The organism is Vreelandella hamiltonii, from assembly GCF_014651775.1.
Taxonomy (GTDB): domain Bacteria; phylum Pseudomonadota; class Gammaproteobacteria; order Pseudomonadales; family Halomonadaceae; genus Vreelandella; species Vreelandella hamiltonii.
This window is the reverse complement of record NZ_BMXN01000007.1, coordinates 1-22,898: the sequence shown is the minus strand read 5'-3', so window position 1 is coordinate 22,898 and position 22,898 is coordinate 1. Positions and strand designations below refer to the sequence as shown.

General features: G+C 59.7%; 21 protein-coding genes. 10 read left to right on the top strand and 11 right to left on the bottom strand.

The window, feature by feature from the left end; all coding sequences use genetic code 11:
- Positions 1 to 13 precede the first annotated feature (13 nt).
- On the bottom strand, positions 14 to 2,200 hold the full coding sequence (fadB, locus tag IE091_RS08170) for a fatty acid oxidation complex subunit alpha FadB (RefSeq protein ID WP_189463376.1): 2,187 nt from the start codon (positions 2,198 to 2,200) through the stop codon (positions 14 to 16).
- 292 nt (positions 2,201 to 2,492) lie between these two features.
- Between fadB and IE091_RS08165 the strand changes: the two genes are divergently transcribed.
- Together IE091_RS08165 and slyA are read left to right on the top strand one after the other, a co-directional pair.
- On the top strand, positions 2,493 to 3,650 hold the full coding sequence (locus IE091_RS08165; RefSeq protein WP_189463375.1) for a DUF5924 family protein: 1,158 nt from the start codon (positions 2,493 to 2,495) through the stop codon (positions 3,648 to 3,650).
- Between the two features lie 71 nt (positions 3,651 to 3,721).
- Positions 3,722 to 4,174 (top strand): transcriptional regulator SlyA, encoded by a 453-nt coding sequence (slyA, locus tag IE091_RS08160; RefSeq protein WP_081191923.1) that lies wholly within the window; start codon positions 3,722 to 3,724, stop codon positions 4,172 to 4,174.
- A gap of 46 nt (positions 4,175 to 4,220) precedes the next feature.
- Here slyA and IE091_RS08155 read toward each other — a convergent pair whose 3' ends face one another.
- The gene (locus IE091_RS08155) at positions 4,221 to 4,754 is read right to left on the bottom strand and encodes a preprotein translocase subunit YajC (RefSeq protein ID WP_081135137.1); all 534 of its coding nucleotides are present in this window, start codon (positions 4,752 to 4,754) and stop codon (positions 4,221 to 4,223) included.
- 141 nt (positions 4,755 to 4,895) lie between these two features.
- On the opposite strand from IE091_RS08155, the gene IE091_RS08150 reads away from it, so the two are divergent.
- Positions 4,896 to 5,348, top strand: a complete 453-nt coding sequence (locus IE091_RS08150) for a universal stress protein (RefSeq protein WP_016914281.1) — start codon at positions 4,896 to 4,898, stop codon at positions 5,346 to 5,348.
- A gap of 64 nt (positions 5,349 to 5,412) precedes the next feature.
- On the opposite strand, the gene IE091_RS08145 is transcribed toward IE091_RS08150, so the two are convergent.
- Complete coding sequence (locus IE091_RS08145) at positions 5,413 to 7,332, bottom strand: ATP-binding cassette domain-containing protein (RefSeq protein WP_189463374.1); 1,920 nt, start codon at positions 7,330 to 7,332, stop codon at positions 5,413 to 5,415.
- 153 nt (positions 7,333 to 7,485) lie between these two features.
- On the opposite strand from IE091_RS08145, the gene IE091_RS08140 reads away from it, so the two are divergent.
- Positions 7,486 to 8,499, top strand: coding sequence for an AraC family transcriptional regulator (locus tag IE091_RS08140; RefSeq protein WP_189463373.1), 1,014 nt, complete (start codon positions 7,486 to 7,488; stop codon positions 8,497 to 8,499).
- A 4-nt stretch (positions 8,500 to 8,503) separates the two neighbouring features.
- Here the strand turns inward: IE091_RS08140 and IE091_RS08135 are convergent, their stop codons facing one another.
- The 5 genes from IE091_RS08135 to IE091_RS08115 are packed head-to-tail and all read right to left on the bottom strand — an operon-like array spanning position 8,504 to position 15,379.
- Complete coding sequence (locus IE091_RS08135; protein ID WP_189463372.1) at positions 8,504 to 10,165, bottom strand: fatty acid--CoA ligase; 1,662 nt, start codon at positions 10,163 to 10,165, stop codon at positions 8,504 to 8,506.
- A 39-nt stretch (positions 10,166 to 10,204) separates the two neighbouring features.
- Positions 10,205 to 11,389, bottom strand: a complete 1,185-nt coding sequence (gene bktB, locus IE091_RS08130; RefSeq protein WP_100731701.1) for a beta-ketothiolase BktB — start codon at positions 11,387 to 11,389, stop codon at positions 10,205 to 10,207.
- A 37-nt stretch (positions 11,390 to 11,426) separates the two neighbouring features.
- Complete coding sequence (locus IE091_RS08125) at positions 11,427 to 12,569, bottom strand: acyl-CoA dehydrogenase family protein (RefSeq protein WP_189463445.1); 1,143 nt, start codon at positions 12,567 to 12,569, stop codon at positions 11,427 to 11,429.
- Positions 12,569 to 14,143: a fatty acyl-CoA synthetase gene (locus tag IE091_RS08120; RefSeq protein WP_189463371.1), complete on the bottom strand. Its 1,575-nt coding sequence runs from the start codon at positions 14,141 to 14,143 to the stop codon at positions 12,569 to 12,571. Before IE091_RS08120 ends, IE091_RS08125 begins: the two co-directional genes overlap by 1 nt.
- Positions 14,144 to 14,149: 6 nt before the next feature.
- A complete protein-coding gene (locus tag IE091_RS08115; protein ID WP_096922712.1) occupies positions 14,150 to 15,379 on the bottom strand; it encodes an ABC transporter substrate-binding protein in 1,230 nt (409 codons plus the stop codon).
- Positions 15,380 to 15,634: 255 nt separating this feature from the next.
- Between IE091_RS08115 and IE091_RS08110 the strand changes: the two genes are divergently transcribed.
- Positions 15,635 to 16,495, top strand: coding sequence for a TatD family hydrolase (locus IE091_RS08110; RefSeq protein ID WP_189463370.1), 861 nt, complete (start codon positions 15,635 to 15,637; stop codon positions 16,493 to 16,495).
- Between the two features lie 14 nt (positions 16,496 to 16,509).
- Positions 16,510 to 16,989 (top strand): hypothetical protein, encoded by a 480-nt coding sequence (locus IE091_RS08105; protein ID WP_016914304.1) that lies wholly within the window; start codon positions 16,510 to 16,512, stop codon positions 16,987 to 16,989.
- On the opposite strand, the gene IE091_RS08100 is transcribed toward IE091_RS08105, so the two are convergent.
- Positions 16,986 to 17,567 carry an elongation factor P hydroxylase gene (locus tag IE091_RS08100; RefSeq protein WP_189463369.1) on the bottom strand — a complete coding sequence of 194 codons (582 nt, stop codon included), beginning with the start codon at positions 17,565 to 17,567 and terminating at the stop codon, positions 16,986 to 16,988. The two genes, IE091_RS08105 and IE091_RS08100, sit on opposite strands and share 4 nt — an antisense overlap.
- 137 nt (positions 17,568 to 17,704) lie before the next feature.
- Here IE091_RS08100 and IE091_RS08095 point away from each other — a divergent pair, with 137 nt between their 5' ends.
- The 3 genes from IE091_RS08095 (at position 17,705) to IE091_RS08085 (ending at position 20,961) form a co-directional block, all read left to right on the top strand.
- Positions 17,705 to 19,123 carry an MATE family efflux transporter gene (locus IE091_RS08095; protein ID WP_189463368.1) on the top strand — a complete coding sequence of 473 codons (1,419 nt, stop codon included), beginning with the start codon at positions 17,705 to 17,707 and terminating at the stop codon, positions 19,121 to 19,123.
- Positions 19,124 to 19,127: 4 nt separating this feature from the next.
- Entirely contained in the window at positions 19,128 to 20,141 is a 1,014-nt protein-coding gene (locus IE091_RS08090) for a DUF3080 family protein (RefSeq protein ID WP_189463367.1), read from the top strand.
- Positions 20,142 to 20,253: 112 nt separating this feature from the next.
- On the top strand, positions 20,254 to 20,961 hold the full coding sequence (locus IE091_RS08085; protein ID WP_039179348.1) for a hypothetical protein: 708 nt from the start codon (positions 20,254 to 20,256) through the stop codon (positions 20,959 to 20,961).
- Between the two features lie 60 nt (positions 20,962 to 21,021).
- On the opposite strand, the gene tusA is transcribed toward IE091_RS08085, so the two are convergent.
- Positions 21,022 to 21,273 (bottom strand): sulfurtransferase TusA, encoded by a 252-nt coding sequence (gene tusA, locus IE091_RS08080; protein ID WP_039179343.1) that lies wholly within the window; start codon positions 21,271 to 21,273, stop codon positions 21,022 to 21,024.
- 28 nt (positions 21,274 to 21,301) lie between these two features.
- Between tusA and IE091_RS08075 the strand changes: the two genes are divergently transcribed.
- A complete protein-coding gene (locus tag IE091_RS08075; RefSeq protein ID WP_016914310.1) occupies positions 21,302 to 21,589 on the top strand; it encodes an antibiotic biosynthesis monooxygenase family protein in 288 nt (95 codons plus the stop codon).
- A gap of 30 nt (positions 21,590 to 21,619) precedes the next feature.
- Here IE091_RS08075 and rlmM read toward each other — a convergent pair whose 3' ends face one another.
- Positions 21,620 to 22,687, bottom strand: coding sequence for a 23S rRNA (cytidine(2498)-2'-O)-methyltransferase RlmM (gene rlmM / locus IE091_RS08070; protein WP_189463366.1), 1,068 nt, complete (start codon positions 22,685 to 22,687; stop codon positions 21,620 to 21,622).
- Positions 22,688 to 22,898: the final 211 nt, after the last annotated feature.

The window sequence follows — 22,898 nt, the reverse complement described above, 5'->3', positions numbered from 1 at the left end:
TGTGGGTGGTGACTTAGGCCTGAGCGCTAGCAGTAGAACCGGCATAGAACTGCTCGTTGTTCTTGGCCATGGCGCGCAGTTTCTCGGTAGGTGCGTAGAGCGGTCCCAACTCTTCGGCCAAACGGTCGGCCAGAGCGACGAATTCGGCCACGCCCAGCGCATCAATGTAGCGCAGCGCGCCACCGCGGAAGGGCGGGAAGCCAATGCCGTAAATCAGTGCCATATCGGCTTCTGCGGGCGTCTCGACGATGCCGTCTTCCAGACAACGTACGGTCTCCAGGCACAGCGGCACCATCATGCGCGCCACGATGTCTTCGTCGGAAAACTCTTTCTGCTCTTTCACGACGTCTTTCACAAGGGCATGGGCCTGCTCATCGCTGACCTTCTTCGGCTTGCCCTTCTTGTCCTCTTCGTAGGCGTAGAAGCCCTTGTCGTTCTTCTGGCCCAGGCGCTGGTTGTCATACATCACCTGTATGGCGGTTTTGCCTTCACGCGCCATGCGGTCAGGGAAGCCTTCGGCCATTACCTCGTTGGCGTGCACGGCGGTATCCATGCCGACCACGTCCAGCAGGTAGGCCGGGCCCATGGGCCAGCCAAACTTCTCCATGACCTTATCGACACGCTGGAAGTCGGCCCCTTGCTCTACCAGGAAGCTGAAGCCGCCGAAGTAAGGGAACAGCACGCGGTTGACCAGAAAGCCCGGGCAGTCGTTGACCACGATGGGCGTCTTGCCCATGGCGCGGGCGTAAGCCACGGTGGCGGCCACGGCGGCGTCGGAGGTTTTCTCGCCACGAATGACTTCCACCAGCGGCATGCGGTGCACGGGGTTGAAGAAGTGCATACCGCAGAAGTTTTCCGGGCGCTTGAGGTTCTTCGCCAGACGGTTGATCGAAATGGTGGACGTGTTGGAGGTAAGAATCGTGTTCTCACCCACCATGCCCTCTACTTCGGTCAGCACCGCATCCTTGACGTTGGGGTTTTCCACCACCGCTTCGACCACCAGATCGACATTGCCGAAATCACCGTAAGAGAGCGTCGGGCGGATGTTGGAGAGTTTCTCGGCCATCTGCTCAGTGGTGAGCTTCTTGCGCTCCACCTGCTTGGAAAACAGTTTGCGAGCCTCTTTCAGGCCAAGCTCGATGGCATCGTCCTTGATGTCTTTCATCAGGATCGGGGTGCCTTTGCTGGCACTCTGGTAGGCGATACCGCCCCCCATGATGCCAGCGCCCAGCACGGCAGTCTGCTTGACCGGCTGAGACTGCTTCTCGTACTTGCTGCCTTTCTTCTTGACCACTTGATCGTTGAGGAACAGCCCCACCAGGTTGAAGGCAACGCTGCTCAGCGCCAGCTTGGCGAAGGACTTGGCTTCGATGGCCTGGGCACGCGCACGGGTTTCTCCGGCCCCTTTCTGAATGACCTTGATGGCTTCCACGGGTGCCGGGTAGTGCGGGCCTGCTTTACCGGCCACATAGCCTTTGGCGGTTTCGAAGGCCATCATCTGCTCGATGGCGTTGAGCTTCAGCGGAGAGGTTTTCTCTTCGCGGCGGGCCTGGTAATCCAGCTCACCGGCATTGGCGCGGTCGAGGATGTCCAGCGCTGCCTCTTCCAGCAGCTCGTGGGCAACGGCAGCGTCAACGGCGCCTACTTTCAAGGCGGCATCGGCACGATTTTCGGTGCCACCGGCAATCCACTCCACGGCGTTGTCTGCCCCGATCAGACGCGGCAGGCGCACGCAGCCACCCCAGCCTGGCAGAATGCCCAGCTTGGTTTCCGGCAGGCCAATCTTGGCTTTCTCGCTCATCACGCGATAGTCGGTGGTCAACAGCACTTCACAGCCGCCGCCCAGCGCCAGACCATTGATCGCCGTCACGGTGGGATACGGCAGATCTTCGATGGCGTTGAAGATGTCGTGAACCTTGAGGTTCATCTCCACCAGGTACGCTTCGCCCTTGTCGAACAGGCTATGGAATTCAGTAATGTCGGCACCGACGATAAACACGTCCTTGGCACTGCGGATCATCAGACCTTGCACACCACTTTCGGCCTGCAGCGCCTTGACCGCGTCTCCCAGCTCCGCCACCACGGCACTGGAAAGCTTGTTGACGGACTCATCTTTCAGGTCGAAAGTGAGCACTGCGACATCATTGCCACCCTGGGTGTCACGACGCTCCACCGTGATGGCATTGCCTTGATAGATCATTCGCGCTCTCTCCACATAGTGTCGGGCAGGTTAGCTTCGGCGAACCCGCCGCGCATTCATACGGTCGTTTGATTGCCTTAGCTTGGTGGAGTTGCTCGAGTACGTCAACCCCTGACTTTTGGCTAATCCAGCCCTCAGCATAGTCCTTGTGGGGACCTTACATGAATCTCGGCAGCGCATGAGTGGCTGCCATCATTTTTGCGTTTTTGTCCTGCAGACTGCGACGGATGCGGAAATGAGTGCGTATGCTAAGGAATCATCACACTTCACGATTGAATCGAGCGATCACACGATGGGCACTTTATTGAATCCCGCCCGGACACGGGCCGTACAGGCTTGGGTCGAGCGTCTTGTAGAGCGCCTGAAACCATGGAGTTGGCTGTGGCCGCCCATGGCATTTGCAGCAGGCCTGGGCAGTTTTTTTCTGGTGGATCGTCAGCAGTGGCTGGGAGTGGCCTTGGCGGTGGGGCTGCTGGTGGCTTGGCTTCTGCTGCTGTCGGAAAGCCTGATCGGGCGGCTGCTGGCCAGCCGCGGCCACCCTACCCTGCCCAAGGGCATTGCCTCTTTCATTGCCCAGATGATTCACCAGGAGACGCTGTTTTTCACCCTGCCGTTCATCCTGATCACCACGGTGTGGAATAGCGGGCAGGCGCTGTTTGCCCTGCTGGTCATGGCCATGGCCGTGCTATCGATCATCGACCCACTGTATTACAAGCTGGCTGGGCGATGGCGCAGCCTGTACTTCATGTTTCATGCGCAGTGCGTCTTTCTGGTGCTGCTGGTGATCTTGCCGATCATGCTGCATCTGACCACCCGGCAAAGCCTGCTGCTGGCGCTGGTGCTCACCGTCCTGGTGGCCCTGCCCAGCTTCTGGCATCTGCTGAAGCAACGCAGCCTGGCGCGCTGGTGTGGTTTTCTTGCCTTGACCATGGTGCTGGCCTACGGCGCCTGGCTTGGCCGCGTCTGGGTGCCCCCCGCCAGCCTGTGGATGACGGGCAGCGCGCTATCGCCTGCTTTCGATACCCAGCAGCGCGTGCCCCAGGGTGCCACTCCGCTGACTCCTGAGGCCCTGCGCACCCATGGGCTCTATGTATATACCGCCATTCGCGCACCACGCGGCTTGAGCGAAACCATTTATCATGCCTGGCATCATAATGGCACGCCCATGGACCGTATTGCCCTGACTATCAACGGCGGCCGTGAACAGGGGTATCGCGCCTGGAGCCATAAACGCAACTTCCCTGAAAACCCCGCAGGGGATTGGCGAGTCGACATCATGACCGAAGGAGGACAACGATTGGGGCTGATCCGCTTCACGGTCTCGGATGACGAGCAGCAGGCCTCCATGGCCGACAGCACCATTCAGCGCAGCGGATTAAGCGCGCTCAATTTACGGCGATTCGTCGCAGGCAGCCGTTCTGACCAGCAGGCCCCAGACGCCGCCGATTAGCATAACGCCTTGCATTCAGCGGCGCAGCTTATGACAATTCGCCCACTCACATTTTCTGGTAGCTAGCGACTATGGCTTCAACTATTGGTTTTCGTATTGCCCGATTGCCCCATTTATGGCGCTCCATCATCGACCGCAGGCTAGCACCGCTGGGGCTGACCCAAACGCGCTGGGTCACGCTTTATCACTTGTGGAAGCTCGGCGAAGGCAACCCGCAGTGCTATCTGGCGCGGGCCATTGGCGTCGAGGCACCTTCGCTGGTGCGCACGCTGGGGCAGCTGGAAGAGCAGGGGCTGGTGGAGCGGCGCGCCTGTGACACTGACCGTCGCAGCAAGCGCATTTATCTCACCCCGGCGGCGATGCCGCTGCTGGAACAGATCGACAGCGTAGTGCTCGCCGCCCGCAAGGAGATCTTCGCCGGGTTGAGCGACAGCGACCTGATCCAGTTGGACCAGTGGCTGGCGCAAATCGAATCCAATGGCCTGGCCATGCAGGCCAGAGACCAGGACAAGCCGTCGGTATGATCCCCCGGCGGCCGCGAACAGCTATCTCGTCAGGACAGCTATCTCGTCAGGAGGGTCGACCGCCTGACGACAGCGCCTTGCCTGGGGGGCGGTCTGACAGGCCGCCCAGCGACACTTTCAAGGTCATGATATCGCCCAGGTAGCTGGTAAAGCGTTCGGCGGTTTGTGATTCCCACCACCATAGCGTCAAGGCGTACGAGTTGCACTCCAGCACCAGCGCATCCTGGGGCAAACGCTCCAGCAAGGTGCGCAGCGTGGCGTCGGCGCTCTCCGGTAGCGGTCGCAGCGGCGCAATACGCCACCGCCAGCCAGCATGAAAGGCTTCCAGTGCCGCGCTGGCATGGCTATCGCGCACCAGAACGAAATCCGGCCCCGGCGTCTCCTGGCCAAACCGCCACCGATAGGCTGGCATGGTGCCTTTGAAATGATGCAGCGGCGGCACGGCCATCTTGATGGTCACCCCCTGCTGCCGCGCACTGTCGCGTAGCGCCATCTGGCGCTTCTGGCGGGGGCTGGGCTTGAGCCACATCACCGGCGCCATCACGAACAGCAGAATCAGAACAATCACCAACCATTCCATTTAGCCACCTCTTGCATTGCCGTGCAGGGCAACGATTGCAAAAAACCATGATCCAGGTCGTTGTGCAGCGCCACTACCCGGCCTAAAGTAAGGTTATCTAACGAAGCTTCTCTTTGTTAAATACCACCAAGGAGATACGCCATGAGCTATCACCACATTCTGGTCGCCGTCGACCTCACCAAGGACTCGCACAAGATCCTTGAACGCGCCGTGGCGATTGCCGAACGCAATAACGGCGCCAAGCTCTCGATCATGCACACGCTGGAGCCGCTGGGCTTCGCCTACGGTGGCGACATACCCATGGATCTGACCAGCATTCAGGACCAGCTGGACGACCACGCGAAAAAGCGTCTGGCCGACATTGCCGCTCCGCACGTCGAGCCCGCCGACCAGCACGTGGTGGTGGGCATGCCCGATACCGAGATCCATCGCTTTGCCGATGAGCACAATGTGGATCTCATCGTGGTGGGTTCCCACGGCCGCCACGGCTTTGCCCTGCTACTGGGCTCTACGTCCACCGGCGTGCTACATGGCGCCCAGTGCGACGTGCTGGCCGTGCGCGTCGGCAAGAAAGGCGAAAAAAGCGACGAGTGATCGGCCATGACCGACCCTAACGCCAAAGGCCCCTTACGGGGCCTTTTTTGTAGCGCATTGAAGGCTATTCGCCGTTCGCCATCGCCTCCAGCTCCATCCAGCGCTCCATTGCCGTTTCTAGCGACTGCTGCACTTTTTCCAGGGCTTGCAGCCTGGCAGTCACGGCGGTAGCTTCCTGCTGGTAAAACCCCGGATCGCCCACTTCCTGCTCAAGCGTCTCGACTGCCTGCTCCAACCGCTCTATTTCGGCAGGCAGCGCATCCAGCTCTCGCTGCAGCTTGTAGGAGAGCTTCACGGACTTCCTGGCAGGCTCGTTGACAGGTTTTTCGACCACTTCTGGTGCAGGTGCCGATGTCGGCTCCGTCTGCTGGCGGGCAGCACCCTCCCAAGGGGCCGGGGGCAGCTTGCCACCTTGTCGAATCCAGTCGGTGTAGCCACCCACGTACTCGCGCACGCGCCCTTCCCCTTCGAAGGCCAGCATGCTGGTCACCACGTTATCCATGAAGGTACGGTCGTGGGAGACCAGCAGCAGCGTGCCATCGAAGTCGAGCAGCAGCTCTTCGAGCAGCTCCAGGGTTTCCATGTCCAGGTCGTTGGTGGGCTCATCGAGCACCAGCACGTTGGCAGGCTGGGTGAACAGCTTGGCCAGCAGCAGGCGGTTGGACTCGCCCCCCGACAGCGCCTTGACCGGCTGACGCACACGATCCGGCGTGAACAGGAAATCCTGCAAGTAGCTCATCACATGGCGGTCCTTGCCGCCGACAGAGACCCGATCACTGCCCTGCGCCACGTTGTCGTAAACGGTTTTCTCCAGCTCCAGCCCCGCCCGAAGCTGGTCAAAGTAGGCCACCTTCAGGTTGGTGCCCAGCTGCACGCTGCCTTCGCTTGGAGCAAGCTCTCCCAGCAGGATTTTCAACAGCGTGGTCTTGCCCGCGCCATTGCGACCCAGGAAACCGATACGGTCGCCGCGCATGACTTCCAGATTGACGTTGCGCAAGATGGTGCCGTCGCCAAAATACTGGCTAACGCCCTTGAGCTCGACCACCCGCTTGCCCGTGCGCTCGCCGCTGTCCACGGTCAGGTTGGCCGTGCCCTGGCGCTCACGGCGCTGGCTGCGCTCATTGCGCATCGCTTCCAGAGCCCGCACGCGCCCTTCGTTACGGGTTCGGCGCGCCTTGATTCCTTGACGGATCCAGGTCTCCTCCTGGGCCAGCTTCTTGTCGAACAGCGCATTTTCACGCGATTCGATTTCCAGCTCGTGCTGCTTGCGCTCTTGATACTCCGCGTACACGCCGGGGTAGCGGCCCAGCTTGCCACGGTCCAGTTCCAGAATATGGGTGGCCAACTTCGACAGAAAGGCACGGTCGTGGGTGATCAGCAGCACGGCGCCATTGAACGCCAGCAGTTGCTCTTCCAGCCACGCAATCGTATCCAGATCCAGGTGGTTGGTGGGCTCATCCAGCAGCAGCAAGTCCGGTTCCGACACCAGCGCCCTGGCCAGCGCCACGCGACGACGCCAGCCACCGGAAAGCGCGCTCATCTCCGCTTCGGGCGGCAGGCCCAGGCGCGTCAGCACCACGTCGATACGCTGATGGAACGACCAGCCATCAATCGCTTCCAGCCGCGTTTGCAGCGTGGCCATGCGGTTCATGTCCGGGTCGGGGTCGTTGATCAGATGCTGGTATTCCGACAGCAGCTCGCCCGCTTCGGGCAGCCCCTGGGCCACCATGTCAAAAATCGTCATGCCCGATGATTCGGGCAGCTCCTGGGCCAGCACGCCGATTTTCAGCCCCGGCGCGCGCCAGATGGTGCCGTCGTCCGCTTGGATGTCGCCTGCCACGAGTTTCAACAGGGTGGATTTACCGGTGCCGTTGCGCCCGACCAGCGCCAACCGCTCGCCCTTTTCAACCGTGAGGTCGGCGCGATTCAATAGTACCTGGGTGCCGTAAGCGAGTTGCAGCTGTTCGAGTCGTAACAGGGTCACGCAGTGTCCTCCTTCGTCGTGAGGCGCACAGTGTAACGCATGGATCCCTGTAACGGTGCACTCATATAGAGCCCGACGGTACAACGTGCTAACGTCCAGCGTAAAAGGGGCAACGCCTACGGCTGTCTTGTGGCACTTACAGGGTGGAAAAGCGTGACCGTTACCGTCTCCATGCACTTTGTCAACGAGCTGTTTCGTGGCCTGGCTCCCACCGGGCAAGCGGCCACGCGTTATTTGATGCTGTCTGGCATTTCCCCGTTCTTGCTCGAGGCTCCCAATGGCCGTGTAACGGTGGAACAGTTTGCCCAGCTTTACCGGCTTCTGGCGGTGGAGCTCGACGATGAGACGCCCGGTTTTTTCTCTCGGCCGCTGCGCTGCGGCACCCTCAAGCTGCTGTGCCTCAGCATGCTGGATGCTCCCACGCTGCGTATCGCACTACATCGCTGCACCCAGTTTTTTCGTATTGTGCTGGATGACTTTGGCTATTGTTTTTCCGTGGAGGGCGACTTGGCTCGTATGGCCCTCGAGGAGCACAAACCGCTTCAGGGTAGCCACATTCTGGTGCATGAGCTGATGTTGAAGCTCTTTCACGGCATTGCTTCCTGGCTGATCGCGCGAAAAATCCCGCCCATATTGATGGAGTGCAGCTATCCGCAACCCGCCCATCGAGCTGACTATCTCTATTTTTATCCAGGCAAGGTGACCTTCAACCAGCCGAAAACGGCGGTCTATTTCGATACGGCTTTTCTGGAACATCCCGTCCGACAACGCAAGCAGCACCTCGGGGCTTTTTTGCAGCGTGCGCCAGCAGACTGGTTTTATGTCTCTTTCGAAGACCGTATCGCCACCCATCGCGTGCGGGAGTATCTGCACCGCCACCGACTCTCTTCCAGCACCATTCACGACGTGGCCAATGCGCTGCACGTGTCCGTCCGTACTCTGTCACGCCACTTGCAGGCAGAGGGCACCCACTTTCAGGCGGTAAAGGACGAGTATCGGCGGGACGTGGCCATTCAGGTATTGACCCGCAGCAGGGAGCCGCTCTCCACACTGGCCGAAACCCTCGGCTTCGAGGACCAGGCCTGCTTCAGCCGAGCCTTCAAGCAATGGACCGGCAATTCGCCTGCCGCCTACCGCAAAGCGCAGACAGCAGGCACCGCGCTCTGAGCCGCTAGATCTCTGTACGGATACGTTTTTTATCCAGTTTGCCTACGCTGGTCTTGGGTATTTCATCGACGAAACGTATCAATGAAGGCACTCCCCAACGGTTGAGCTTGCCCTGCGCCACGAACTGCTCCATGAAACCCTGAATCGCCTCGACGGTAGGCGGCCGATTGAGGTCGCTGGGTACGACGAGCGCTGCGGGACGCTCCCCCCACTTGTCATCCGCCACGCCGATGACCGCCACTTCAGCGACGCCGGGGCATTGACTGATATAGCTTTCCAGCTCCAGGGAGGACAGCCACTCGCCACCGGTCTTGATGACGTCCTTGATGCGATCACTAATGGCCAAAAAGCCATGCGCATCCAGCGACCCCACATCCCCGGTGTGTAACCACCCATCTCGCCATAGCTCTTCGCTACGCGTCTCTTCCTTGTAGTAAGCCTGGGTGAGCCAGGGCGCTTGTACGCGTACTTCCCCCACACTCTGGCCATCATGAGGAAGCGGTTGACCGTCCACATCGACCACCTGCAGCCGCACGAACGGCACCGGAAGACCGGCCTTGCAGCGCCAGGGAAGCTGGCTTTCGAAGTCAGCCTCCGCGACCTCCTTCGGCAAGATATCGGCAGTGAGCAGAGGACACGTTTCCGACATGCCGTAAGCGCTGCGGGTGTCGATCCCCAGCGCCCAGGCACGGCTTGCCAACGCCTGGGTCAAGGCGCTGCCTCCGACCAGCACTTTCCAGCCAGTCAAATCGACTTTTTTCGTCGCGATGGCCTCCGCGCTCACCACCATGTTGAGCAGTGTCGGTACGCAGTGGGAAAAATCGACCTTTTCACTGACCAGCAGCTTCACCAGCATCTCCGGCTCGTATTTGCCCGGGTACACTTGCGTCGCGCCCAGCAGCGTGGCGGTGTAAGGGACGCCCCAGGCATGCACGTGAAACATCGGCGTAATGGGCATATACACCTTGTCTCGGTTCAACAGCTCGAAGCCAGGCGCCTGGAACGTGCTGGCCTCGCCCAGCGTGTGCAACACCAGCTGACGGTGAGTAAAGAACACCCCTTTCGGGTTGCCGGTCGTGCCGGTCGTGCCGGTCGTGTAGAACAGCGTGGCCACGCCATTTTCATCGAACGTGGGGAAATCATAATGGCTGGGCTGGTCAGCCAGCAGGGCTTCGAACTCCCCCACCAATCGCAGCGACGTCGAGACGTCACGGCGCTCTTCCTGACAAAGCACGTAGCCACGAATATCGGGCAGTTGCTGCGCCAGCGGTTCCAGCAGAGGCACGAAGTCCTCATGCACCAGCACGAAGACGTCTTCCGCATGCTGCATGGTGTAGAGAATCTGTTCGGGTGCCAGGCGGACGTTCACCGTGTGCAGCACCGCGCCTATCATGGGAATGGCGAAAAAGCATTCCAGATAGCGGTGGCTATCCCAATCCATCACCGCCACCACATCTCCTGCCTGCACTCCCTGCGCCGTCAACAGATGAGCCAGTTGATGGACACGCTCTTGAAAACGGCGGTAGTCGTGACGGCCTTGATCGCGGTACACGATCTGATTATTGCCCGCCATGCGAACGCCAGACTCCAACAGATCCTTGATCAGCATGGGAGGGTTGGTGGCGGAGGATGTCGAAGGGAGCAGTTTTGGCGTTATCGTCGGCATAAAACGTACCTTTGATTGTTGTTGGATGTCTGGGGCAACTTAACGCTCGATCAGTAGCGCGATACCTTGCCCGCCACCAATGCAGAGCGTAATCAGTCCAAAGCGCCCCTGAATGCGCTCCAGCTCATGCAGCGCTTTAAGGATCAAAATGGCGCCGGTGGCCCCCACCGGATGCCCAAGAGCGACCGCACCGCCATTGGGGTTGAGCTTTTCCAGCGGAAAATCGAGCGTGCTGGCCACCGCCATGGCCTGGGCCGCAAAGGCTTCATTGGATTCGATCACATCGATATCGTGGATGGTCAATCCAGCCTGCTGCAAGCAACGCTTGACGGCAGGAATGGGGCCCAACCCCATCAGTGATGGTTCCACGCCCGCCGTGGTGGCCACCCGCAACCGCGCACGCACGGTGAGCCCTCGTTTCCGGGCCTCTTCAGCATGGGCCAGTACGAGGGTGGCGGCGCCATCGTTGATCCCTGAGGCATTGCCTGCGGTCACGACCCCTTCACGCTTGAAAGCCGGTTTCAGCCGGGCCAGATCACTGAGCACCACGTCTTCCCGAACATGCTCATCACGGGCAAAGGTTAGCGTCTGCTTGCCCCGGGTCACCTCTACCGGCACGATCTGCTCATCGAAGCGGCCTTCCGATAGTGCCCGCGCTGCTTTTTGATGGCTCTCGAGGGCGAATTGATCCAACTGCTCGCGGCTGAAACCGTACTGCTGCGCGATATTTTCAGCGGTGATTCCCATGTGACCACTGCCGAACGGGTCACTCAACACGCCAAGCGTCAAATCCTCGATGCGGGTATCCCCCATGCGAATACCGTGGCGCGCCTGCGGGGCCAACACGTAGGCTCCGCGAGACATGCTTTCGGCACCGCCCGCCAAAGCGAGGCGACTGTCGCCCAAGACAATCTGCTGAGCCGCAGACACCACCGCCTGGACGCCAGAGCCGCACAGGCGATTAACGTTGAAGGCACCGGCCTCTTTGGGAACGCCTGCACTGAGTGCGATGTGGCGGGCCAGATAGGCATCCTGCGGGCCAGTAGTGATGATATGGCCGTAAACCGAATGATCGATGTCGGCGCCCTCCACCCCGGCCCGGCGCAGGGCTTCCACGGCAGTGATGGTGCCCAACTCATGGGGGGCGAAGGCGGATAGCGAACCGCCAAACCCTCCGATGGCGGTGCGCGCGCCCCCTACAATCACCACGCTATCCAACTGCATATAGACTCCTTGTCGACCGTTTTTTTGGACCTCTTGCTCAAGAGGCTTTGCCCAGCAGCGAGCGCGCAATCACTTCTTTCATGATCTCGGAGCTGCCGGCATAAATGGTTTGTACCCGAGCATCGAGATAGAAGCGCGAAATGGGGTACTCATGAGTGTAGCCATAGCCACCAAACAGCTGCAGACAGCGATCCACCGCATGACACTGCAGTTCGCTCAGCTGTAATTTAAGAATCGCCGCCTCGGTGCTGCTCATGCTGCCTTGCCGATACCGCTCCATGCACTGCTCGAAGTAAGCCCGGGCCATGTCAAGCTGGGCTTTGAGCTGCGCCAGCGTAAAGCGAGTGTTTTGAAAATCGGCAAGCCGCTGGCCGAAGGCTTCCCGCTGGGTGACGTATTCGAGGGTTAGCGCTAGCGCCCCTTCTATCGCCCCCAGGGCCTGGGCGCCCACCCCCAAACGCTCACGAGGCAGCTCTTGCATGAGGTAAAGAAACCCTTCGCCCTCGTTGCCCAATAGCGCGTCTGCGGGCAACTTCAACTGATCAAAGGCCAGCTCCGCAGTGTCGCTGGCATGCTGGCCTATTTTCTTGATCGGTTTACCTCGGGAAAAGCCGGGCAGCGACGTTTCCACTAAAAATAGCGAGACCCCTTTGGCGCCGGCACTGGGATCGGTTTTTGCGCACACGATCACCAGATCGGCCACCTGACCATTGGTGATGAACAGCTTGCCACCGTTGAGCAACCAGCCATCCTCTACCCGCGTGGCGCGGGTTTTCATCGCGGCCAAATCACTCCCGGCGTGGGGTTCGCTCATGGCAATGGCCCCCAGGCATTCCCCCAAGGCCATGCGCGGCAGCCACTTTTCCTTCTGCTCAGGTGTCCCCAGTTTCTGGACATACGGCATGACGATATTAGCGTGGATGTTGTAAGCACTGGCGAGGCCACCAAAGCCCTGACGAGACATCTCTTCGAGCACCCTTTGCGGGATGGCGATATCGGCCTCTGAGCCACCGTACGCTTCTGCCAGGTCAATACCCAACAGCCCTGCCGCCCCCAGCGCCAGCCACAGGGAGCGTGGTATTTCTCCTGCCTCCTCCCACTGCTGGTAAAAAGGCGCTACTTCCTGTGCTAAACAGCGGGTAATCATGGGCTGAAAGAGCCCCAGCTCCTGGTCGTCCATCATGACTCTCCCAGCGCCTGGCGCAGATGGCGCTTGAGAATTTTACCTGCCGTGCTCTTGGGCAGTGCGTCGGCAAACATCACCCGCTTGGGTACCTTGTAAGGGGCGATCAGGTCCTTGGCGTGTCGAATCAGCTCCGCTTCACTGGCGTTTTGCCCCTCCTTGAGCACCACCACCGCGGTAATCGCCTCGATCCATTTGTCATCGGGTAGCCCCACGACCGCCACCTCTGAAACCGCCGTGTGCTTGAACAGCACCTCTTCCACTTCTCGACTGGCGACCAGCACACCGCCGGTATTGATCACGTCCTTGATACGGTCGACGATGTACAAATAGCCCGCTTCATCGACATACCCCACGTCTCCAGAGTGGAACCAGCCTCCCTGAAATGCCTCCGCGGTCATCTCGGGTTTGTCCCAGTAGCCCAGCATGAGCTGCGGAGAACGATGGACGATTTCCCCATGCTCTCCAGGTGGAACATCGTTGCCCTCCAGATCGACGATGCGCGTTTCGACCGTGAGAATCGGTCGTCCAGCAGAGGCCGGCCGTTCGGCATGCTCTTCTGGTCGCAAAACAGTCGCCAGGGGCGCTATTTCGCTCTGTCCGTAGCAGTTGTAAAGGCCCACACTCTGAAAGCGCTGCTGCATCTCTTCGAGTACCGGCACCGGCATGATGGAGGCACCGTAATAGGCTTTTCTGAGGCTCGAGAGATCGTACTGATCGAAGTGAGGGTGCCGTAACAAACTGATCCACACGGTAGGAGGGGCAAAAAAAGAGCTGATTTGGTGCTGTGAAATGGCAGCCAGGCAGCTTTCCGGCAGGGGGGCCTCCAGCAGAATGACGGGCGCTCCCAGCAGTAGCGCAGGCATCAGAAACACGTGCATTTGCGCCGAGTGGTACAAGGGCAGCGCTGCCAGCACGGCGTCATCTGCCTGGATATCCAACGCCACCATGCACGCCATGTACTCGGCCATGAGCGCTTGATGACTCATGATGGCAGCCTTGGGCGCTGCCGTGGTACCAGAGGTATATAACAACTGGGCAACGCTGGCCCCCTCCAGCGCGACGTCTGGCCCATGGGCAGCATGAGCCTGAGAAGCATGAACCCCGTGGGTACACGCCAGTACGTCGAAGGCGTCTTCTTGAAGCGATGCCCCTTCCGCCTGCAGGGTACCGTTGACGACCAGCGACAGCCCCGCGACGGCAGCGCGAACCTTGTCTCCTAGCACCGCGTCGCTCAGTACCCCTTTTGCGCCCGACTGCTCCAGAATGTAGCGAAGCTCGTCACTGCTCAGCGCAAAATTGACAGGGACGTGAATCAGGCCCGCCTTGCTACAGGCCAGCCACGCGATCACATAGGCATCCGAGTTTTTACCGTATACCGCCAGGCGGTCGCCCGGCGCCAGCCCTGCTTCCAGCAGCGCATTTGCCACCTGGTTGGCCGCGTTATTGAGCGCTTGATAACTCCACGTACGCTCGCCGAACGTCAAAGCCCGCTTCTGGGCATGCTTGCGCGCGCTGCGGTCAAGCGCAGCGCCAATCGTATTGCGATGAATGTTATCTACAGACGTCATGGCTGTTTAACCCTTTACGAGTGGGCAGACGCTTTCAGACAGTGGCCGGAACGCTTCCTCGGCAGGAATGGTGCGGACCACCCGGAACAAGTCGTCTTCATCTGCTGACTCTGCCGGGGTTTTGACTTCCACCAGGTACATGTCGTGGACCATACGGCCGTCTTCGCGGATATAGCCGTTCTGGGCAAAGATATCGTTGATAGGCGTGTCGGCCATCTGCTGACGCACCGTCTGGGTATCGTCTGTCCCGGTGGCAGCGATGGCGTCCAGGTAGTGGCGAGTGCTGGAGTAGAGGCCAGCGTGAACCATGGTAGGCATGCTGCCCGTACGCTCCCGGAAGCGTTCTGCCCAGGCGCGGGTTTCCTCGTTCAAGTCGTAATACCAGGCTTTGGTGAACTGCAGCCCTTGGGCATTTTCCAGCCCGATACTGCGCACATCGGTACTGAACAGCACCATTCCCGCCAGGATTTGCCCGGCCTGGGTAATACCAAACTCCCCCGCCGTCTGAACCGCGTTGATGGTGTCCCCGCCCGCGTTATTCAACGCAATGACGTCAGCACCGGAGGCCTGCGCCTGTAACATGAACGATGAAAAGTCGTTATTGGGGAATGGATGACGCGCACGCCCTACGATGGTGCCACCGTTTTCAGTGACCACACGCTCGACGTCGGCTTCCAACGCATGACCAAAAGAGTAATCGGCACTCAACAAGTACCAGTTTTTGTAGCCTTCTTCGGTAATGGCTTTGGCGGTGCCGTTCGACATTGCCCAAGTGTCATATACCCAGTGAATATGATTCGTAGAGCAGTGTTCGTTGGTCACGCCAGAGGAGACGGCACCATTCACCAGCCCCAGCTTGTCGGCCTCCTGCAGCAGACTGACGGCTGCCAACGTGACCGATGATGCCACCAGGCCCGTGACCATATCGACGTTGCGCTCATCGATCCATTCACGCACCACGCTGGAGCCCACGTCAGGGCTGTTACGATCATCGGCACTGAACACCACGATATCCGCCCCGTTGACACTGCCGCCAATATCCTCGATCGCCATCTGAATGGCATCGAGCCCCAGAGGACCGATAGGATCGCGGTAAACGCCTGACATATCGGCCAGATAGCCAATGCGGATTTCGTTATCAGAAATCCCTTCATGGGCGGCAACGAACGGAACGAAGCCTGCAGCAACCACCGCAGAAGCTAACGCAGACAGGGTGAAACGACGTGATAACGGCATGAGGGTACCTCGCTATTGTTGTTATTGAGGTGAAAATCACAACGCTGGCGTTGCGCCTTCACTCATTGAATCACGGGCATGGCGGTGACTCATTTTCATGGTAAGAGCAAACAGGCCTGCACTGTTTACCTATTGAGCCAGTTTTTTTGCAATTCATGCCATTTGCAGTGTGATTACTTGCCACGTTCATGGCGGCTTGCGTTGGCGAGCCAAGCGGCTCCAGCGTTACAATGGGGCCACTGGCCCACAGGAGAGATGACCACATTGGCGACTCAGCAAGCACACGACGCGTTACCTGAAGCGCTACAGTTTCGCCCCAGCACACCGCTGGTCGACATTGGCGCCAACCTGACCCATGAGAGCTTTCAGCGCGACTTGAGCGACGTGATTGCCAGGGCCCGAGCTGCCAACGTGACCACAATGATCGTCACGGGAACGGATGTCGCCCACGCCAGGCAGGCCGTCGAGATGGCTCGGCAGTTTGCGGGGCTGTATGCCACTGCGGGGGTGCATCCCCATGATGCCAGCGGCTGGAGCGAAGACGTGGCCCAGGCGCTGGGCAATCTCTATACACTGCCCGAGGTGGTCGCGGTCGGTGAGTGCGGGCTCGACTTCAACCGCAACTTTTCCACCCCGCAGGAGCAGGAGCGCGCCTTTGAAGCGCAGTTGGCCCTGGCGGCGGCATCCGGGCTACCGCTGTTTCTTCATGAGCGTGATGCAGGCCAGCGCATGCGTGAGATCCTGCACCACTGGCGCGACGATATCAGCCACGCGGTGATCCACTGCTTCACCGCAGACCGTGAAACGCTGCGGGGCTATCTGGAGCTGGACCTGCACATCGGCTTGACGGGATGGATCTGTGACGAGCGGCGCGGGCATCACCTGCGTGACCTGGTGCGCGAGATCCCGCTGGATCGATTGATGGTCGAAACCGACTGCCCTTACTTGCTGCCCCGTAATTTGCCCGCCAAGCTGAAAGGCAGACGCCATGAGCCTGCCCTGCTGCCCTGGATCGTGCAGGAGATTGCTCGTTGGCATCAGGTGAGTGACACTGAACTCGCGGCGGCGACCACCCGGACCGCCCTGCAATTTTTCCGTATCGACACGGATACCTAGAAGGAACGACAACCATGGCCGACTACCCCGGTTTTATTGCCATAGAGATAGGTGAAGACAATGGCTTGCCGCTGTCGATTGCATGGTCACTGCCCGATGGCCGCATCAAGCAGACCCTGATCCAGCCGGATGACAGCTGGATTACCGAAGACAGCAATGTCATGGGGGCTTACAGCATCGAAGAGCTGGAGAGCCTGGGGGTCAGCCCGCTGGATGTGATCCGCGAGCTGGAGAACGACCATTTCTCGGCCACGCTGTACACCAGCGACAACGGCGAAGATGAGGCCGCCCTGGCCCGCTTGTTCGACACCTACGGGCTGGATCCTTTTGTGGAGCTGGCACCCGCACAAGTGCTGTATGAAACCCTCAGCTCAAGCGAATGGCACCGCCTGCGCAGTGATACCTTCAACGATCTGGGCCTAGAACCCATGCGCCCCGAGCACGAAATCGAGGTCATGCTGACCCTGCATCAGCAGTTGTCCGAGGCTGACTAACCCACTTTCATCAGAGCATCGTCCAGCAGGCGGTGCCCCTGCCGAATCGCCTGCTCCAGCGTGTCCTGGTGCTGATAGTAGCGCGCCAATGCCGTCCGAAACGCATTGGCGCGCAGGGGCAGTCCCTCTTGCCGATAGCGCTCGGCCCTCGCTGCCACGCGTCTTGCGAAAGCCTCCCGGTCCACCTCGCCCGCGCCGCCCAGATTGTCCACACTGACATGGAACGTACGGCCACACGCCTGGGTAAACAGTTGCTCCAACGCCTGAGGGGCCACTTCGGCCTGTTCGAATGCCTGTTGCTGTTCCTCCGTGCGCCCGTCCGGGTAATACCAGTAGCCATAATCTTCCCACTGGCGGCGTTTTGCGCCTGCGATGCACCAGTGGCTGATCTCATGTAACGCACTGGCAAAATAGCCTCGTGCAAAGATCACCTGATGGTAAGGCGTTTGCTCACTCATCGGGCGGTAAAGCGGCTCATCGCCACCGCGAATCAGTCGAGTCTGATAGTGGTCTGCAAACACCCCATCAAACAGCGCAGTAATATCGTCGAGCGTCCAGCGCTCTTGCGGGTCAGTCACACCGTTATCTCATTCATGAACGTTGCACTAGTATAACGAGGGACCCATCCTTGGCTAAAGAGGAGAGCGCAAGGTATAGCGACTCCTGCTACTCTATCGCCTTTTCCTGGGTCTCTTTGCTAAATAGGAACCATACCTTGGGCGGCTTCACTAGCGATATCAAGAAAACTTACTGGCCTGAAACACGCACACTCATGGCCCTGGCGCTGCCTATCTGTGGTGCACAGCTTGCTCAGGCAGGCATGAGCGTCGTCGATGTGATGATGACCGGGCGACATGACGCCACGTCGCTGGCGGCGGTGTCGGTAGGCTCCAGCCTGTGGATGCCTCTGATGCTGTTCATGACCGGCACGCTGATGGGGCTGACGCCCATCGTGGCTCAACTGCTGGGAGGGCAACGCAACGGCGCCATTCGTCCCGCCGTACATCAGGCGCTCTGGGTGGCCCTGGCGCTGGGCTTGTTGGCCGCCCTGCTGCTGCGTACGGCCGTCATGCCGATCTTCGAGCTGATGAACGTGCCACCCGCAGTGGCCAGCGAGTCGGCTGCTTACCTGAGCGCGGTGGCCTTCGGCATGCCAGGCATCGCGCTATTTCAGGCATTGAGAGCGTTTTCGGATGGCATGAACCATACCCGGCCAGCCTTGTGGATCAGCCTGATTGGCCTGGCCGTCAATATTCCCAGCAACTATGTACTGATCTACGGGGGTGATGGGCTGGTCAGCCTGTTCGGCGCCGCGCTGCCGGATACGCTGCAGCAGCTACCCGCGCTGGGCGCCTTTGGCTGTGGCATTGCCACGGCCTTCTCCATGTGGACCATGACCATTGCAATGGCTCTCTACACGCGTCGTGGCACGGTATACCGCAGCGTTTCCTTGTGGCATGGCGCCACCTGGCCACAGTGGTCAGGCGTGCGTGAGCTGCTCGTGGTCGGGGTGCCCATCGGCGTCGCGATTTTTGTCGAAGTGACGCTGTTCACGCTGATCGCCCTGTTCATCGCCAGCCTTGGTGAAGTGACCGTGGGGGCTCACCAGATCGCGCTGAGCTATACCTCGATCCTGTTCATGTTGCCCATGTCACTGAGCATGGCACTGACGGTGCGTGTCGGTAATACGCTGGGGCAGCAGCGCCTTTCCCTGGCCCGTAAGGTTGCCTGGAACGGTGTCGTGATCAGCGTGATCGTCGCCGCGTTCAACAGCACGCTGCTCTGGTTCACTGCCGCACCGGTCATCAGCCTGTATACCTCCAATAGCGACATTCAGGCCCTGGCGCTCACGATCATCGCTCTGGCGGTCATCTTTCAGCTGTCGGACTCGCTGCAAGTGAATCTGGCCGGCGCGCTGCGAGGCTACAAGGATACCCGCATCGTCATGGTGATCACCGTACTTTCCTACTGGATCGTCGGACTGGGGGGCGGTCATTGGCTGGGAACCTATGGCATGGGCGGCGAGTCACAGCCGCTGGGGGTACACGGCTACTGGATCGGCCTGATTGCAGGGCTCACGACAGCGGCCATCTTGCTGGCTTGGCGATTACATCGAATCAGTCAACGGGAGTGACCCCATGCGGCCTTCAAGTTTCTACCGCTCATGCCTCGTGATGCCCGTCGTCATGTCGGCCAGCCTGGTGCTGGCTGGCTGCGGCGACAACAGCGCGGACGAGGCCTGGGTGGCCTACCAGCGTTCGACTGCCGAGGAGCTCGGCATTTCCGCTCCTGATCGCCAGCAGCCCCGTAACATAGGCGCCTTTCCCGACCGACGCCAGCGCGTGATCGAGCTGCCGGAGATACGCGAAGGCATGCTCAATATCTATGCGTTACGCGAGTGTCAGATCACTTCCCTGATTGCTGCCAGAAACAATCAGCTAGGCCGTGTCGCACCGCCCAGCCAGCAATGGATCTACGAGCGCACGCTGTGGCAACGCCTGGATCACTGCTGGAACAGCGATATTCCTGAACGGCTGGGTGACGATGACGCCCATCGCCTGGCACAGTTGACCCAGCTCAAAACCGAGCAGCTGCCCTTTGCGACCTGGAACGCCATCTTTGCCTCGGAAGAGTGGGAGAAGAGTTTCGCCCGCGCCAGTCACCCTCTGTACACACTCCCCGATCAAGACTGGGCAGCACAGCGGGCAGCACTGGATTATCTTGAGCAGATGATTACCCAGCAGTTCAATCAAGCTTGGCAACACGACTCCTCGACCCTGGAAAACCATCTCAAAACGCTCCAGCAGCGTCCGCTGACTGCCGAAGTGCTGCGCGCCTTGCTGCTGGCTGAGCAGCGCCTGAACGAGCTAAACGCGGCTATCGCGCAGGCCGAACCAGACGCAGGGAGCACCTGCTGGTCAGAAGCCCTGCCTGACTGGGTAGACCAGCTGGAGCAACGCGCAGAGCAGTGGCTGGTGTCGGTGAATAGCCTTTTCGATACCCATGCCGTCAGCCCACCGCCAGCGGTGTCTGACTACCAGCAGGCCTGGCTCGACATGCAGAACCCGGAGGCCCCCTGGCAGCAGTTTCAACGGGCTCTGGCGCATCATCGTCAGTTGGCGCTTACCCTGGCGCCCTGCACACAGCATTAAATATGCTCGTCATGCTTAACCTTCCAGAAAAGGTGTGCTATTGGTGAAGGTAGCGGCAGATGAAAATCACTGTCTGCCAATGTCGTGACCACGCAGTACAAGGAGGGACACCATGGGCTCACCCCTGTCAACTCGCTCTGCCCAGGTCATCGACCTGGATACCGTGCGTCAGCGTCAGCAGGCGCGAAAATGTCTCGTTCGTCTGGCTCCGGAGCTGGACGGACTGGAAATGGTTTACCAGCTCGCTGCGAGTCCCGACACCTACTATGGTCTCCCCATTCTGGCCTGGGGCTTGAGAGAAGATGGCAGCATTACCGGGCTGGTACCCTGGATGGAGTCTCTGGCGGCCTGCCATGAGCTGGACAGCGAGGAAAGCGGTTGCTTCGTCGGTTACCGTGACCCCGAAACCGATGAAATCTTCGATGTCCCCCCCGACCACAAGTACGACGAACTGGTCGCGGCTGCAGGCTATTTCGAGTATGAGGCATCCGGTGAAGTGACGCTGATCCAGCAGCTTCCCGATACCCTGGGAACCCATGCCTTGTGCATGAACCGGCCCAATGCCCCCTGGCATATGAAGCCGGTCTACGGGTGGCGCCTGTACAGCGACGGCAGCGTGGACGCACTGCTGGCTGACGAGCAAAAAGCCACTCTGATGCCGATCTTGCTGGGTGATAACTGCCTGTATGACGCCCACTCGCGCCATCACACCGTCTATTTTTTCCAACGCCACATCGCTAATCGCATCCTCGAAGAGGACCCGGCTACGCTTGAGGCCCTGGCCATGATGGTGGTCTCCGACAGCAACGAGCGCTCTTGAAGCCATCCCGGCAAGGCATTGCACCATGGTCGATGCATGCCTTGCCAGGACTCCCCAGTATCACGCCAAACGGATAAAGTAGACGTAGTGGTCGTCAGAGCCCTGCTGCTCGATAAGCTCGTGCCCCAGGAATTGACAAAACTTGGGGACATCGCGCGTCGTCGCAGGGTCCGTCGCCACGACCTTCAGCACCTGGCCCGACGCCATGTCACGCACCTTGTTGTGCATCAGCATGATGGGCTCTGGGCAGTACAGCCCGGTGGTGTCCAATTCGGCATCGAAAGCACTGGGGGCTTGTGTAGGATCAGTCATCGACTCTCTCGGTTAGGAAACAGACACTATGATAAAAGTCATCATTGAACGACGCATCATGCCCGGCCTGGAAGATGAATACGAGCAGGCCGCACGCGAAGCCATGCGCGTATCATTGGGCATTCGTGGCTTCGTTGGTGGTGAAACGCTGGTAGAGCGCGGCCACACCGACCGTCGGCTGATGATCACCAAATGGCGTGACCTGCGCGCTTGGAAAGAGTGGCACGCAAGCGAGGCTCGCGCCATGGCCATGCAGCGCATTCTGCCTCTTCTCACCGAAGATGAAGCCATTCGTATCTATGAGCCGGGGTACTAGGCGAGCGTTCAGCCAGTCAAGCACACCTTCTCAGTGTAGCAACCTGACATGCACCGTCACCTCTTCCCGATCATGGTAGAGATGACGGCAGCTTATTTTAGCGCTTACCCCGGCTGACGCCAACGCGGCTTCCAGCGTCGTCAGGCAACGCGTCACTTCGTCCCAGCGTTTTTTCATGGGCAGCTTCAAGTTGAAGATAGCTTCACGACACCATTTACGCGTCAACCAACGCTCTACCATGGCCAATACCCGTACAGGCTTGTCCACGATGTCACACACCAGCCAATCCAGACGCTGAGGGGGCTCCCAGGTAAAGCCATCTTCACGCAGGTGGTCGATCTGACCCGTCGCCATCAGGGCTTTGTCCATCGGCCCATTATCGATGGCATAGACGTACATGCCGCGCTGCACCAGCTGCCATGTCCAGCCTCCTGGCGCCGCCCCCAGGTCCGCTGCCTGCATGTGCTCCGCCAGGCGAGTATCCCACTGATCGCGTGGAATGAATTCGTGCCAGGCCTCTTCCAGTTTCAGCGTCGAGCGGCTTGGCGCACGGGAAGGAAAGCGTAGCCGCCGGATTCCGTTCAACAGTTCGCTACGATTGTCAGGGAAGCTCATGCCCAGCTGCACACGGTCTCCGTCCGTCCAGAAAATATGCAGCCGTCTTCCGCCAGCCTTGCCTCGCAGCGCCCCACGCTTTTTCAGCGTGTTTTGCAGCGGGCGAGTGAGCGCCTTGATCAACCCCGACAGTGCTTTGCCATCGTTGGTATCCGGTGTTTCGTGCCAAATCTCTTCAAAGCTCCAACGGCTGGCTTTGACCTGATCGAGAATGGCGGTCAGACGATCCTCACGGGACAGCACCAAGGGCGGCAGGGCTGCCAGACTCTGCCTGGCAAAGATGAGATGCTGGAAAGCTGCCTGGCGGTGCAGGTCATTGATCGCCTCACCATCCTGTCGCGTCAAGCTGACCCATCCGGCCCCATGGGCTGGTTCGCAGTTCACCCCCTGCTGTTTGGCATGATGCTGCATTTCCGCCAACGTATCGCCCTCGAAACCGGGTCGACAATAGACCAGCCACGCCGTGGGTATCGTGTCACTCACCTTTCACCTCTCTGTAAACATGGAGCCGTCACTGCCCTCTCGAAAACACATGATAACATCGCAGCGAAGCAACAACGGCTCCCCAAGGCAGCCTATCAACGCATATCACCCCCACAGCCCGAGCCATGAGGGTTTTGCGCAAGTGCCAAACGCAAAAAGCCCCGAACACAATGTGCTCGGGGCTTTCTACTTAATAAGTGCCTGACGATGA